The 14,875-nt window shown below is 72.7% G+C and carries 10 protein-coding genes and 1 tRNA gene; 8 read left to right on the top strand and 3 right to left on the bottom strand.

Annotation, left to right across the window (positions count from 1 at the left end; all coding sequences use genetic code 11):
• Positions 1 to 142: 142 nt before the first annotated feature.
• Entirely contained in the window at positions 143 to 2,920 is a 2,778-nt protein-coding gene (locus AB0J08_RS14820; protein ID WP_360632548.1) for a SpoIIE family protein phosphatase, read from the top strand.
• Positions 2,921 to 2,967: 47 nt separating this feature from the next.
• On the opposite strand, the gene AB0J08_RS14815 is transcribed toward AB0J08_RS14820, so the two are convergent.
• Both AB0J08_RS14815 and AB0J08_RS14810 read right to left on the bottom strand, forming a co-directional pair.
• The gene (locus AB0J08_RS14815) at positions 2,968 to 3,744 is read right to left on the bottom strand and encodes a hypothetical protein (protein ID WP_360632545.1); all 777 of its coding nucleotides are present in this window, start codon (positions 3,742 to 3,744) and stop codon (positions 2,968 to 2,970) included.
• A 203-nt stretch (positions 3,745 to 3,947) separates the two neighbouring features.
• Positions 3,948 to 5,717 (bottom strand): phosphatidylglycerol lysyltransferase domain-containing protein, encoded by a 1,770-nt coding sequence (locus AB0J08_RS14810; RefSeq protein WP_360632751.1) that lies wholly within the window; start codon positions 5,715 to 5,717, stop codon positions 3,948 to 3,950.
• A 395-nt stretch (positions 5,718 to 6,112) separates the two neighbouring features.
• On the opposite strand from AB0J08_RS14810, the gene AB0J08_RS14805 reads away from it, so the two are divergent.
• Positions 6,113 to 6,763 carry a response regulator transcription factor gene (locus AB0J08_RS14805; protein ID WP_360632748.1) on the top strand — a complete coding sequence of 217 codons (651 nt, stop codon included), beginning with the start codon at positions 6,113 to 6,115 and terminating at the stop codon, positions 6,761 to 6,763.
• Positions 6,760 to 7,917, top strand: a complete 1,158-nt coding sequence (locus AB0J08_RS14800; protein WP_360632542.1) for a histidine kinase — start codon at positions 6,760 to 6,762, stop codon at positions 7,915 to 7,917. The genes AB0J08_RS14805 and AB0J08_RS14800 overlap by 4 nt, the downstream gene beginning before the upstream one ends.
• Before the next feature lie 88 nt (positions 7,918 to 8,005).
• Here the strand turns inward: AB0J08_RS14800 and AB0J08_RS14795 are convergent.
• Positions 8,006 to 8,089, bottom strand: a tRNA-Leu gene (locus tag AB0J08_RS14795).
• A 421-nt stretch (positions 8,090 to 8,510) separates the two neighbouring features.
• On the opposite strand from AB0J08_RS14795, the gene AB0J08_RS14790 reads away from it, so the two are divergent.
• From AB0J08_RS14790 to AB0J08_RS14770, 5 genes are all read left to right on the top strand, one after another.
• Positions 8,511 to 9,386 (top strand): DUF3662 and FHA domain-containing protein, encoded by an 876-nt coding sequence (locus AB0J08_RS14790; RefSeq protein WP_360632539.1) that lies wholly within the window; start codon positions 8,511 to 8,513, stop codon positions 9,384 to 9,386.
• A gap of 46 nt (positions 9,387 to 9,432) precedes the next feature.
• Positions 9,433 to 9,975, top strand: coding sequence for an FHA domain-containing protein (locus AB0J08_RS14785; RefSeq protein ID WP_360632535.1), 543 nt, complete (start codon positions 9,433 to 9,435; stop codon positions 9,973 to 9,975).
• 53 nt (positions 9,976 to 10,028) lie between these two features.
• Complete coding sequence (locus tag AB0J08_RS14780) at positions 10,029 to 11,678, top strand: protein phosphatase 2C domain-containing protein (protein ID WP_360632532.1); 1,650 nt, start codon at positions 10,029 to 10,031, stop codon at positions 11,676 to 11,678.
• Between the two features lie 172 nt (positions 11,679 to 11,850).
• Entirely contained in the window at positions 11,851 to 13,227 is a 1,377-nt protein-coding gene (locus AB0J08_RS14775; protein WP_360632745.1) for an FtsW/RodA/SpoVE family cell cycle protein, read from the top strand.
• Positions 13,224 to 14,681 carry a penicillin-binding protein 2 gene (locus AB0J08_RS14770; protein ID WP_360632529.1) on the top strand — a complete coding sequence of 486 codons (1,458 nt, stop codon included), beginning with the start codon at positions 13,224 to 13,226 and terminating at the stop codon, positions 14,679 to 14,681. Before AB0J08_RS14775 ends, AB0J08_RS14770 begins: the two co-directional genes overlap by 4 nt.
• Positions 14,682 to 14,875 lie beyond the last annotated feature (194 nt).

Raw genomic sequence — 14,875 nt, 5'->3', positions numbered from 1 at the left:
GACGCGCAACAAGTACTGATGAATCTCCTCGTTTCGCTATCGAGCCCGGCCCTCTCCGTGCTTCGCTGGTACGCACAGCGTGCCTCCTCCGGAGAGACGGCCACCTCCAGGCGTGGCGGCCAGGCGGGAGCAGACCGAATCCATGGTGGACGAGCCCAGCTCAACACCGCGTCCGGCGGCCGTCACGGCCGGATCCGGAGCCGCACCGGGTGACCAGCCCTCAGGGGTGGTCGCGCTGGTCCGGCTCGCCCTGGTCCTGGTCGACCGGACGGGCCGGGTCGCGCAGTGGAGCAGGGCCGCCGAGGAGCTGTTCGGGCACCGCGCCGACGTCACCCACGACCGCCCCGCCTCCGGCCTGCTGCCCGCCGTCGAGCCGCGCAGCGTCCCCGGACCGGCCGCCGCCCCCGCCGTCCGGCACCGCCGCGACGCGCTGGACACCCTGGCCGAGCTGACCGCCGCCGACCGCCCGTGGGCCGGGCAGATGCCCGTCGTCGACCGCGAGGAGCACCTGCGCGACGTGCTCTGGTGGGCCTATCCGCTACCCGGACCGAGCGGCGGCCTGCTGGCCCTGGCCGCCGACGCCCGCCCGCTGCGCTCCGCCGGGCCGCGGCTCGCGCTCGGCGAGCGCCTGCTGCCGTTCGCCGCCACCCCCGCCGCCCGGGGCGGCTTCCACCGGCTCACCGCCGCCCTCACCGCACCCGGCCACGCGGTGCCCGAGCCGCTCGCCCGGCTGCTGCCGGCCGGCTCCGCCGACCGCCGGGCCCAGCTGCTCGACGGGCTGGCCCGGGCCGGCCTGCCCGCCCTGCGGCTGGACGCCACCACCGTGCTCCCCGTGCTGCCGGCCGATCCGCAGACCGGCACCGCGCACGCGGCCGCGGGCATCGGCCGCCGCTACCCGACCGCCCAGCAGCGCGCCACCCGGCTCGGCCCGCCCCCGCAGCCCGAGCAGTCCGCCCCCGGCCGGCGGCCGGCCGGCCCGCTGCCCGTCCAGCGCGAGGCCGCCGACCGCCCCGCCGCACCCGCCGCCCGGCCCGCCGGCGCCGTGAGCGGCGTGCCGGCGGCCGTCCCGACCGTCCCGGCACCGCCCAGAGGAGGCGCCGCCATCGAGCAGGCCGCCGTCGAGTCGTCCGCCAACGGCCACCAGGTCCACCGCGGCGACCAGGTCCCACCCGTCGCCGTCCCCTCCCCCGCCCCCGCCGAGGTCCCGGGCGGCGCGGGCGGCGCCCTGCCGGCCGGCCGGCTCACCCCGTTCCTGACCAACGGCCAGGCCGGGGAGCAGCTGGCCCTGCTCAACGAGGTCGGCGGCAAGGTCGGCACCACCCTGGACCTCGGCTTCACCGCGCGCGAGCTCTGCCAGGTGCTCGTCCCCCGGGTCGCCGACTTCGCCTGCGTCGACCTGGTGGACGGCCTGATCTCCGACTCCGAGCTGCCCCAGGCCCGGCCGGACGACGACACCATGCTGCGCCGGGTCGCCCTGGTCAACAACGACTCCGCCGGCCAGTGGGACCACGTCCTCGCCGAGGGCTCGCTGGTCGCGATGCCCCGCCACACCCCGCCCGGGATGGCCCTCCAGCTCAACCAGCCGGTCCTGGTCCCGGTGGTCAGCGAAGACGTCGCCGTCGACTACGCCGCCGCGCTCGGCGGCGTCCGGCTCGCCTCGGTGGTCTCCGGCCGCTCGATGCTGGTGGTGCCGCTCTCCGCCCGGGGCACCGTGCTCGGCATCCTCAAGCTGCTCCGGCTGCCCGACCGCACCCCCTTCGACGAGGGCGACGCCGCCACCCTCAAGGAGCTGGCCGCCCGCGCCGCGCTCTCACTGGACAACGCCCGGCTGCACCGCGCCGAGTCCAAGGTCGCCACCACCCTGCAGCGCTCGATGATCCCGACCCGCCCGCCGCAGATCCCCGGTGTGCAGATCGCCCACCGCTACCTGCCGGGCGACCCCAAGGCCGAGGTCGGCGGGGACTGGTTCGACGCGATCCAGCTGCCCGGCAGCCGGGTCGCCCTGGTGGTCGGCGACGTGATGGGCCACGGCATCCACTCGGCCGCCGCGATGGGCCGCTTCCGCACCGCGATGCAGACCCTCGCCGCCCTGGACCTGCCGCCCGGCCAGCTGCTGCGCCACCTGGACAACCTGGCCCAGAAGCTCGGCGACGACCACCTGGCCACCTGCCTGTACGCGGTCTACGACCCGATCAACCGGACCTGCGAGCTGGCCAGCGCCGGCCACGTCCCGCCGGTGCTGGTGCACCCGGACGGCACCGGCGAGCTGCTGGAGATCCCGGCCGGGGCGCCGATCGGCGTCGGTGGGGTGCCGTTCGTCGCCAAGACCATCGACGTCTCGGACGGCTCGATGCTGGTGCTCTGTACCGACGGCCTGGTCGAGGTCAGGGGCGGCGACATAGGGACCGGGCTGGCCGCGCTCTGCGGCAACCTGATCGACCCGCAGCGCAGCCCCGAGGAGGCCTGCGACGTCGTCCTGGACCGGCTGCACTCGGACGACCGCAAGGACGACGTCGCCCTGCTGGTGGCCCGCTTCGACGGCGTCGCGCCGACGGAGGTCGCCACCTGGGACCTCACCGTGGACCACCGCGAGGTCCGCCGGGCCCGCGCGCTGGTGCGCGAGCAGCTGACCGGCTGGCACCTGGAGGGGCTCCGCGACACCGCCGAGCTGCTGGTCAGCGAGCTGGTGACGAACGCCGTCCGGGTCGCCAGGGACCGCGTCCAGCTCCAGCTGATCCGGGTGGACAAGCTGCTGGTCGAGGTCAGCGACGACAACCACAACCTGCCGTCGCTGGAGCCCGCCGAACAGCTCGGCGAGACCGGTCGCGGACTGACGCTGGTCACCAAGCTCGCCGAACGCTGGGGCACCGCCCGCAAGGCGGTCGGCAAGGTGGTCTGGTTCGAGCTGCCGATCATTTAGCGCCCACTCGGGGCCGGCGGTGCATGTCCGGCGGTGCACGGCCGGGGCTACGCCCGGGCCGCGCCTGCCGAGCGGCGGCGGCCGGCCTCGGTGGCCACCTCGATCGAGGCGGCCGCGGCCACCGAAGCCGCCGCGCCGACCCCGGCCAGCACCCGCGGCCAGAAGTCCCCGAACACCTCCACCGAGACGGCGATCAGCAGCGCGGTGATCACCGCGACGACGTGCTCCAGGCCCGCCAGGTTCGGCAGGACGAGCGCCTCGCCGACCATCAGCGCGACCACCAGGCCCGCCGTGAACCAGGCCCGGCAGCGGAACGCGATGCAGATCGCCAGCGCCACCACCGCCGCCGAGGGGCCGGTGTCGCGGACGTGGGCGACCCACTTCGGGAAGCCGAACATGTGGTCCGGGCCGATCGCCACCCCGACCCGGGCGAACAGCGTCCCGGCCAGGGTGCAGGCGTAGGCCACCACCAGGGTCAGCCGCCGCCCGAGCACGATCTCGGCGATCCCGAAGACGACGAAGACCTGGGCCAGCGCCCCCCAGACCGGCAGGTCCAGCGCCGGCACGTACAGCGACAGCGGTGTGCGCAGCAGCGAGACGTCCAGCGGCAGCGCCGCCTTCACCACCCCGATGTGGGTGACGAAACGCTCGCCGCCCGGCAGGTGCTGCACGATGCTGAACAGCAGGATCAGGGCGGTCGCCGCGGTCGCCAGCGGAACGGCGGCGAACTTCTTCGCCAGCAGCCGGTCCCGGACCGTCCCGAACAGCGTCCCCCACTCGGCTCCGGCGGCCGCACCGGCAATAGCCAGCGGCCCCTTTCGCACGCCCCCCGCGTGGGTCCTGTGAATCACAACCGTCTCTCCAAATCCCCGAAGCGCGAACGCCTTCCCAACCACTCCAACATTAGAAGCCGGTTAATGAATCCACATCGGCATAAAAGTTGAGTTGTCTCATCCTCTGGGGGGAGAGAAAACCCCGAAGGCCCCCCATCCGGACGACCGGTCCCCTCCGCCCCCCGGCGGAGGGGCTACCCCTTCCCGTCCCGCGCGGCCACCGGCATCCGGGCGGCCGCGTCGGCGGCTCCCGCGTGTCGGCGACGGAACAGGGCGGGCAGACTCGGTGCGGTGATGAAGCCCTCGGCGCGCGCACTGGCGATGCCGATGCGCGGAATCTCGCTGCTCTTCTCGAAGAGCAGATAGCGCGGCTCCCAGATCGGCCGGTACTTGGCGTTGGCCCGGTACAGCGATTCGATCTGCCACCAGCGCGAGAAGAAGCCCAGCACCGAGCGCCAGAGCCGCAGGACCGGCCCCGCGCCGAGCTTGGAACCGCGCTCGAAAACGGAACGGAACATGGCGAAGTTCAGCGACACCCGGGCCAGCTGGACCTCGCCCGCGCGCTGCAGGAGTTCGATCACCATGAACTCCATCAGCCCGTTCTCGGTGTCCCGGGCCCGGCGCATCAGGTCCAGCGAGAGCCCGTCCGCACCCCACGGCACGAAGCTCAGCAGCGCCTTCAGCTCGCCGTCCCCGTCGTGGCACTCCAGCATCACGCAGCGCCCGTCGCCCGGGTCGCCGAGGCGGCCGAGCGCCATCGAGAAGCCGCGCTCGGTCGCGCCGTCGCGCCACTGGTCGGCCTTGGCCACCAGCTCGGCCATCTCGTGCTCGGGGATGTCCTGGTGGCGCCGGATCCGCACCGTGTAGCCGGCCCGCTTGACCCGGTTGTACGCCTGGCGGACCACCCGCATCGCCCGGCCGTCCAGCGAGAACTCGTCCAGCTCGACGATCGCCTCGTCACCCAGTTCCAGGGCGTCCAGCCCGTGCCGGGCGTAGATCACCCCGGCCTCCTCGGAGGCGCCCATCACGGCCGGCGCCCAGGCGTGCTCCCGGGCCTCGGCCAGCCAAGCGTCGATCGCGCCGGGCCAGGCCTCCGGGTCCCCGATCGGGTCACCCGAGGCCAGCGAGACCCCGCCGACCACCCGGTAGGTCACCGCCGCCTTGCCGCTGGGGGAGAAGACCACCGCCTTGTCGCGGCGCAGCGCGAAGTAGCCCAGCGAGTCCCGGTCGCCCTGCTTGTCCAGCAGGGCCCGCAGCCGCTCCTCGTCCTCCGGCGTCAGCAGCTCCTTGTCCTTGGGGCTGCGGAACGCCACGTAGAGCACCAGGAGGAAGAGCGCCCCGCCCATCGCGTTGATGGCGGCGTTGACCCAGGTCGGCGCGGTGACCACGGACCGCAGGTGCTCGGAGGGCGTGATGGTGATCATCCGGCCGACCGAGTAGCGGAAGAGGTCCCAGAAGTCGGAGCCCTCGGCGGTGTTGTTCGCCCAGACCAGCAGCGCGCCGACGACGCCGCCGAAGGCCAGACCGCCGACGAAGGTGGCCGCCGCCGTCTTCGGGTTGGAGCTGTCGCCCTTGGAGGTGAACTCCTTCCGCCCGACCAGCAGGGCCAGGACGAACAGGCAGGTCAGCACGGTGGAGATGTAGTTCAGCGCGTGGTGGCTGAACTGCTCGCCGGGCACCGCCATGGCCAGCAGGTAGAGCACGGCGAACAGCCCGGCCAGCGCGATGTTGAAGATCCACGCGGCCCGCTTGCGCCGCCGCATCGCGATCGCCAGGAACACCGACAGCACCGCGCTGCTCAGGCCTGCCGTCATCAGGTAGGGGGTGAAGTACTCGCCCTCGTTGTGCTCGGTCACCTGGTCCCGGAACGGCACCAGCAGCACGGTCACGACGTTCAGCAGCGCGATCAGGCGCAGGTACCAGACGGTCGCCGCGGCGGCCCTCGGGCGCCAGCGTTCCAGCAGGCCGGCGGACCGGGGTCCGGCGGACGCGGCGGACGGCTCCGACTTCACAGTGGACGACACAGCTCAATTCCAAACGATCAGATGGTGGGGCGCATCCGCACACGGGCCGGCGCCGGGCATCCGTACGCCGGCGGACTGACCAGCGACCCTGGCCATGACCGGAAACCGGTGAAGGGGCAGCCAACTCCATCGTTCCGCACCGCAGGTGAGAATTACGTGAACCCGGTAGCCGATTCCGACCCCCGCCGAACGGCGGGGGTGTCCACCGGCCGGGCGTTCGGCACCCCGACCCGACTGGCCCTAGTCTCGAAACGCTCAAGGCAACCGCACCGAACGGACCGGCCGGGCCCGGCCGCCCGAACCGAGGAGGGACCATCACCACCACCCGCGTGCTGATCGTGGACGACGAGATCCTGGTCCGTTCCGGCCTCGGCCTCATCGTCGGCTCCGCCCCCGACCTGGAGGTGGTCGGCGACTGCTCCGGCAGCCAGGCCGAGGAACACGTCCAGCGCCTGCGCCCGCACGTGGTGCTGCTCGACATCCGGATGCCCGACCTCGACGGCATCTCGGTGCTGCGCCGGCTGCGCGCGCTGCCCGACCCGCCGTCGGTGGCGATGCTCACCACCTTCGACACCGACGAGTACATCGGCACCGCGCTGCGCGCCGGCGCGTCCGGCTTCCTGCTCAAGGACACCGCCCCGGACCAGCTGGTGCACGCCGTGCGGGTGCTCGCGGCCGGCGGCAGCATCCTCTCCCCGACCGTCACCCGCACCGTGATCGGCGGCTACGTGGACGGCGGCGGCCCGGACGCCGAGGCCACCTCGCTGGCCCGCACCCTGACCGGCCGCGAACTCGACGTCCTGGCGCTGCTCGGCGAGGGCCTGTCCAACGCCGAGATCGCCGACCGGCTCTTCCTGGGCACCGGCACGGTGAAGGACCACATCAGCGCGATCCTCTCCAAGCTCGGCGCCGCCAACCGGGTGCAGGCCGCCGTCGTCGCCCACCGGGCCGGCCTGGTCCGGCCGAAGCCCGCCAACGGGGCATGACCGCCACCGAGCTTCCCCCTGCCAGACGGCTGCCGGCCCGGCTCACCGCCCCCTGGCTGATGCTGCTGCTGCCGGCCCTCTACTCCCTGATGGACGCCGCACTGGTGGCCCGGGGCGCGCCCTGGTGGCAGGTCCTGCTCTCGCTGCTCGCGGCCCTCGTGCTGCCCTGGCGCCGGCGCTTCCCGGTCACCGTGCTGCTGCTCACCATGCCGGGCAGCTATCTCGCCGACATCTGGCTCGCCCCGATAACCGCCGTCTACACGGTGGCCGCCGAACGCCCCGCCCCCCGGGTGGTGGTCCCCTGCGCGACCCTCTTCGCCCTGGTCGAGTTCTTCCACTGGCCGCTCTCCGGGCAGTCCTTCGAGCCGAGCCGGGAGACGGCGCTGTACGCCATCCAGTCGGTGATGCTGGCCGCCGGCCCGGCCGCCACCGGTCTGCTCTCCCGCACCCGCCGGGAGCTGGCGGCCCGGCTGGACGAGCTGACCCGTGGCCAGGCACGGGAGAGCCGGCTGCTCGCCGAGCGGGTGCTGATCAGCGAGCGCGGCCGGCTCGCCCGGGAGATGCACGACGTGGTCTCGCACCAGGTCAGTCTGATCAGCATCCAGGCCGGCGCACTGCAGGTCAGCACCGCCGACCCGGCCGCCGCGGCCACCGCCCGGACGATCCGGGAGCTCTCCGTGCGCACCCTGGAGGAGCTGCGGCAGATGGTCGGCGTGCTGCGGGCCGCCGGCGCGCGCCCGGACGCCCCGCTCGCCCCGCAGCCCCGGCTGGCGGACCTCCCCCGGCTGATCGAGGAGAGCGGCCTGGCCGCCGAGGCCGAGCTGTCCCCGGGGGAGCGCCCCTGGCCCGAGGCGGTCGAGCGGGCGGCCTACCGGACGGTCCAGGAGGCGCTCACCAACATCACCAAGTACGCCCCGCAGGCCACCGTCCACGTCCGGGTGCACGCGCACGGCCGCCGGCTCCGGGTCGAGGTCCGCAACGACGCCCCGCCGGTCCGGCCCGCCGAGACCCTGCCGGGCGGCGGGCACGGCCTGGTCGGCCTGCGCGAACGGGCACAACTGCTCGGCGGCACCCTCAGCGCCGGCAGCACCCCCGACGGCGGCTTCGCGGTGCTGGCCGACCTCCCGGCCGGCCGGGAGGTCGGCCAGCAGTGAGGGCATCGCTCCCCGGAGCCGGCGCCGGTCCGTCCCGTCCGGGACACGAGAAAGCCCCGCAGATCCGAAGATCTGCGGGGCTTCACTGTGCGCGAGGGGGGAGTTGAACCCCCACGCCCTTTCGGGCACTGGAACCTGAATCCAGCGCGTCTGCCTATTCCGCCACCCGCGCATGGGTGTTTGTCGTGGTTGCCAGCCGACCAGCCGATCCGCTCGGTACCATGTGGCCCTCGCGGTTCTTCGGTCCGGCTCCCTTGCGGGCGCCCCTTCCGACGTGGAAAACAGTAGCACGACCTGCGGGCCGCCTCCGAATCCGTTTCCCGGGACGGCCGAGCGCATCCGAACGGATGCCCGGACGAACAGGCGGGCGAGGGATGAGGGGCGGTCGTGACGGGTACCCCTGGCATGCCGTCGCCGGAATGCGTCACCCTGTGTGTCCAGGCCCACCCCCGGGCACCACGCGGTCCGGGAACCGTATGGATGGCCCGGGCGTGGATACGATCAGTACGGAAGTACCGCAAGTAGGCGCGACCGGCTCCCCGGGATCCGGTCGGCAGGCAGGCAGGCGAACGAACCCTGGAAGGGGGTGCCCCATGGGAGTGCTGAAGAAGTTCGAGCAGCGACTTGAGGGTCTCGTCAACGGCACCTTCGCCAAGGTGTTCAAGTCCGAGGTCCAGCCCGTGGAGATCGCCGGTGCGCTGCAGCGTGAGTGCGACAACAACGCGAGCATCTGGAACCGTGACCGCACCGTCGTGCCCAACGACTTCATCGTCGAGCTGAGCCCGCACGACTTCGAGCGACTGAGCCCCTACTCCGGCCAGCTGGGCACCGAGCTGGCCGGCATGGTCCGCGAGTACGCCGAGGCCCAGCGGTACTCCTTCATGGGCCCGCTCCAGGTGAACCTGGAGAAGGCCGACGACCTGGACACCGGCCTCTACCGGGTGCGCAGCCGCACGCTGGCCGCCGAGGAGCAGCAGCCGCAGCAGCAGGCCCCGGCGCAGCCCACCCAGGGCGGCGGCTACGGCCGGCCGCCGGCCGCCCCGGCCCCCGGCGCACCGTGGCAGCAGCAGGGCGCCGCCCCCTACAGCGCGCCCCCGCCGCCGGCCGCGCCCCCCGCCATGCCCGCCGGCCCCCCGGCGCCCGCGGGCGGCAACGTCCGCCCGTTCCCCGGCGCGGGCCACGGCACCGCCGTCCGCCGCTGGATCGAGGTCAACGGCTCCCGCCACCAGATCACCGGGAACGCCTGCGTGCTCGGCCGTTCCACCGAGGCCGACGTGCGGATCGACGACCCCGGGGTCTCCCGCAAGCACGCCGAGATCCGGCCCGGCACCCCCTCGATGGTGCTCGACCTGGGGTCCACCAACGGCATCGTGGTGGACGGACAGCACACCCAGCGCGCTACGCTCCGCGACGGCTCGCGAATCGTCGTGGGCTCCACCACCATCGTCTACCGACAGGTCGAAGGGTAGTGTCCGATTTGTTCGCTCGCTTCGCTCACTCACGGGCGGGCCGGCCATGTCAGAACTGACCCTGACGGTCATGCGGCTGGGTTTCCTCGCCGTGCTGTGGCTGTTCGTCATCGTCGCGGTCCAGGTGATCCGCAGTGACCTGTTCGGGACCAGGGTGAACCCCCGTTCCTCCCGCCGGGGCGGTGCCGCGACCTCGGCCACCGCCGCCACGGCTCCGGTGTCCGTGCCCGGGCGGGCCCCGCAGGGCCAGCCCGCCCCCGCCCCCCAGAACCAGGGCGGCGGCCGGCGCCGCGGCGCCCCGACCCAGCTGGTCGTGGTGCAGGGCTCGCTGGCCGGTACGACCGTCGCGCTGCAGGGCCAGACCATCACGCTGGGCCGCGCGCACGACTCCACCATCGTGCTGGACGACGACTACGCATCCTCCCGGCATGCCAGGATCTATCCGGATCAGACTGGGCAGTGGACGGTCGAGGATCTAGGCTCCACCAACGGCACCTATCTGGAGCGGCAGCGTCTGACCGCGCCGACCCCGCTCCAGCCTGGCATGCCGATCCGTATCGGCAGGACCGTCATCGAACTGCGGAAGTAGTAGCGCATGAGGGACAGCATCCCGTCCATGACCCAGAGGGGGGCTCAGGTCGCATGACCCTGGTGCTGCGCTTCGCCGCCGGCTCCCACAAGGGGCTGATCCGGGAGGGGAACGAGGATTCCGGCTATGCCGGGCCACGGCTGCTGGCCGTGGCCGACGGCATGGGCGGCGCCGCGGCCGGCGAGGTCGCGTCCTCCGAGGTGCTCGGCTCGATCGTCCGGCTGGACGAGGACGTGCCCGGCGCCGACCTGCTGACCCTGCTCGGTGACGCCGTCCAGGGCGCCAACGACCGGCTCCGGCAGATGGTCGAGGAGGACCCGCAGCTGGAGGGCATGGGCTGCACCCTCACCGCGATGCTCTGGACGGGCCAGCGGATGGGCCTGGTGCACGTCGGCGACTCCCGCGCCTACCTGCTGCGGGACGGCTCGCTGGTGCAGATCACCCAGGACCACACCTGGGTGCAGCGCCTGGTCGACGAGGGCCGGATCACGCCCGAGGAGGCCGAGACCCACCCGCAGCGCTCGCTGCTGATGCGGGCGCTGGACGGCCGCGGCCAGGTCGAGCCCGACCTGTCGATCCGCGAGGTGCGGGCCGGCGACCGCTACCTGATCTGCTCCGACGGCCTCTCCGGCCCGGTCAGCCACCAGACCCTCCAGGACACCCTCGGGAGCTTCTACTCCCCCGAGCAGACCGTGCAGGAGCTGATCCAGCTCGCGCTGCGCGGCGGCGGTCCGGACAACATCACCTGCATCGTGGCGGACGTCCTCGACGTCGGCGCCACCGACACCCTGAGCGGCCAGTTCAACGACGTCCCGGTGGTGGTCGGCGCGGTCGCCGAGACCCCGCCCTCCTCGACCGCCGCCGACCAGTCGATCCGGGACACCCCGGCCGGCCGGGCGGCCGGTCTCGGGCGCGCCCCGCAGGGCGCCTTCGGCCCGGCCGAGGGCTACGACGGCGGCTACGGCGCCGCCCCGGCCGGCTTCGGCCCCGCCGAGGGCTACGACGGCTCCGCCACCGGCGAGCCCCCGGTGTACGGCACCGAGGAGTTCGACGACGAGGAGCGGCCGAAGCGCAAGGGCAAGGCGCTCAAGATCTCGCTGGCCGCGCTGGTCGCCCTCGGCGTGCTGGGCGGCGCCGGCTTCTTCGGCTACCAGTGGACCCAGGACCAGTACTACGTCGGCGTGGACGGCGACCACGTCGCGGTCTACCAGGGCCTCAACCAGAGCCTCGCCGGGGTGAGCCTGTCCTCGGTGCACACCTCGTACAAGGACATCGAGCTCAAGTACCTGCCGCAGGACCAGCGCACCCACGTCACCAACACCATCTCGGCCAGCAGCCTCGGTGACGCCGACGACAAGGTGAAGAAGCTGGGCGAGCAGGCGACGTTCTGCCACAAGGTCGCGGACGCCAGGACGGCCGCGGCCAACCCGGCGCTGCCGGGCACCGCGCCGACCGGCCAGCCGGGCACCACGGCCACCGCGGCGCACGCCGGGTTCCTGACGGCCACCGCGCCCTCGCCGTCCCCCTCGGCGACGACCGGCCGGGCCCCGGCCGCCGCCGCGCCCACCACCACCCCGACGCCGACCCCGACCACGGCCGCCCCCAGCCAGAGCACCGCCGCCCCGGCCACCGGGCCGCAGGGCGACCTGCCCGGGCTGACGGACGAGGAGCGGCAGAAGGCCGACTCCTGCCCGAAGCCGTGACGGCCGCGACCCGACATAGGCCCGCCCCGAGCGGGCCTGCCGGCCGTCAGGGAGCGGTCACCACGTGAGCACCTTCGACCTCAGCAACGGCGCCGACAGCCGGTCCGGCGACCGCCGGTCCAACGGCGTACCCCCCGACCGCGCCTCCTCCCGGCGCCGGGGCAACACCACCATCTCCGCGCCGGGCACTCCCAACCGGCGCAACACCGAGCTGGCGATGCTGGCCTTCGCGGTGCTGCTGCCGGTCCTCGCGTACGCCAACGTGGGCCTCGCGATGGACGACTCGCTGCCGGCCGGCATGCTGGGCTACGGCCTCGGCATGGGAGCGCTGGCGCTGGTCGCGCACCTGCTGATGCGCCGCTTCGCGCCGTACGCGGACCCGCTGATGCTGCCGATCGCCACCCTGCTCAACGGGCTCGGCGTGGTGATGATCTGGCGGCTGGACAAGGCCGGGAAGCTCCTGCACAACAACTACCCCGCGGCCGCCAACCAGCTGATGTGGTCGGGCCTCGGGGTGGCCTTCTTCATCTTCGTGATGATCTTCCTGAAGGACCACCGGGTCCTCCAGCGCTACACCTACATCTCGATGGCGGCGGCCCTGGTGCTGCTCGCGGCGCCGGCCTTCTTCCCGGCCCGCAAGGAGGACTTCGGCGCCAAGATCTGGATCCGGATGGGCGCCTTCTCGATCCAGCCCGGTGAGTTCGCCAAGATCATCCTGACCGTCTTCTTCGCCGGCTACCTGATGGTCAAGCGCGACGCGCTGGCCCTGGCCAGCCGCCGCTTCATGGGCCTCTACCTGCCCCGCGGCCGCGACCTCGGGCCGATCATCGTGATCTGGCTGCTCAGCCTGCTGATCCTGATCTTCGAGAACGACCTCGGCTCGTCCTTCCTGTACTTCGGCCTCTTCGTGGTGATGCTGTACGTCGCCACCGAGCGCACCAGCTGGATCGTCTTCGGCCTGCTGATGTCCGTCGGCGGCGCCGTCGCGGTGGCCTCCACCGCCAGTCACGTGAAGACCCGGATCGACGCCTGGCTCGACCCGATGGCCGCCTTCGCCCCCAAACCGCCACCGGGGTCGACGGAACAGATCGGCCAGTCACTGATGGCCCTCGGCTCCGGCGGGGTGACCGGCTCGGGCCTGGGCCAGGGCCGTTCCTGGCTGATCGACTTCGCCGCCAAGAGCGACTTCATCCTCGGCTCGTTCGGCGAGGAGCTCGGCCTCACCGGCATCATGGCGATCTTCATGCTCTACGCCCTCCTGGTCCAGCGCGGCCTGCGCACCGCCATCGCGGCCCGCGACCCGTTCGGCAAGCTGTTCGCCGTCGGCCTCTCCTCGGCCATGGCGCTCCAGGTCTTCGTGGTCGCCGGCGGCGTCACCGGCCTGATCCCGCTGACCGGTATGACCATGCCGTTCCTCGCCCAGGGCGGGTCCTCGGTGGTCGCCAACTGGGCGCTGGTCGCGATCCTGCTGAAGATCAGCGACAGCGCCCGCCGCCCCGGGGTGGAACCGGCCCCGGCCACCGAGCTCCAGGGGGGAGCAGCCTCGTGAACAAGCCGATCCGCCGGGTCTCGATCTTCTGCCTGGTCCTGATCCTGGCCCTGATGGCGCGCACCAACTGGGTGCAGGGCGTCCAGGCCGATTCCTGGGCCGCCAACAAGAACAACAAGCGCCAGGTGTACGACCGGTACGCCCACCCGCGCGGCAACATCATCGTCGGCGGCCAGCCGGTCACCCAGTCCGACTTCGTCAACGGCCTGCGCTACAAGTACAAGCGTTCCTGGGTCGACGGACCGATGTACGCACCGGTGACCGGGTACTCCTCGCAGTCCTTCGGCGCCAGCCAGCTGGAGCAGCTGGAGGACGGCATCCTCTCCGGCAGCGACGACCGGCTCTTCTTCCGCAACACCCTGGACATGCTGACCGGGGAACCGAAGAAGGGCGGCGACGTCGTCACGACGATCAACGCCAAGGCCCAGAAGGCGGCCTTCGACGGCCTCGGCAACAAGAAGGGCGCGGTGGTCGCGCTCGACCCGCGCACCGGCGCGATCCTGGCGCTGGTCTCCACCCCGTCCTACGACCCCGGCGCCTTCGCGGGCAGCGAGTCCGCCGACTCCAAGGCCTGGGTGGACCTCAACGCGGACCCGAACAAGCCGATGCTCAACCGCGCGCTGCGCGAGACGTACCCGCCCGGCTCGACCTTCAAGCTGGTCACCGCGACGGCGGCGTTCGAGAACGGCGTGTTCCAGGGCGTCGACGACCAGACCCAGACGCCCGAGCCGTACACCCTGCCGGGCACCAAGACCAACCTGAACAACGAGAGCCCCAACGAGCGGTGCGAGAACGCCACGCTCAAGTCGGCGATGGACCAGTCCTGCAACACCGTCTACGGCAAGATCGGCGCCGAGCTCGGCGGCGAGAAGATGCGTGCCCAGGCCGAGAAGTTCGGCTTCAACAGCACCGTGGACACCCCGGTCCGCTCCGAGAAGAGCTTCTTCCCGAGCAGCTCCACCCCGGACGGCACCGCGATGGACTCGATCGGCCAGCACGACACCCGGGCCACCCCGCTGCAGATGGCCATGATCTCCGCAGCGATCGCCAACAACGGCTCGCTGATGCAGCCGTACCTGGTCGATCAGGAGCGCTCGGCCTCGCTGACCACCATCTCCAAGCACACCGAGAAGCAGTTCTCCCAGCCGATGAGCCCGGCCACCGCGCAGAAGATGCAGGACCTGATGGTCTCGGTGGTCGAGAACGGCACCGGCAAGAACGCCAGGATCCCGGGCCTGACGGTCGGCGGCAAGACCGGCACCGCGCAGCACGGCGAGGACAACGCCGGCCTGCCGTTCGCCTGGTTCACCTCCTACGCCAAGACCGCCGACGGCCAGTCGGTCGCGGTGGCGGTCGTGGTCGAGGACGGCTCCAACAACCGTGACGGCATCAGCGGCGGCCGGCTCGCCGCCCCCATCGCCAAGGCGGTGATGCAGGCCGCCCTCGGCAAGTAGCGGGCGGCCGTCACAGGTGCGTGGAATGTCACGATCGGACCCGCCGTCCGGATACCGGTCTGGTATCGGCCGACGGCCGACTCCGGTCCGACCGGGTGCGACCGGTAGCGTATCCGCAGCAGCGGGTGTGCCCGTTGCCGCCCGCGAGGCGTCAAAGGGTCCTGATCGCAGAACCACCCGGGGCCGGTCCGGCG

This window comes from Kitasatospora sp. NPDC050463 (genome assembly GCF_040655255.1).
In the GTDB taxonomy this organism is placed as follows: domain Bacteria; phylum Actinomycetota; class Actinomycetes; order Streptomycetales; family Streptomycetaceae; genus Kitasatospora.
The sequence above is the reverse complement of the archived record's forward strand: the minus strand, read 5'-3'. Positions and strand labels throughout refer to the sequence as shown.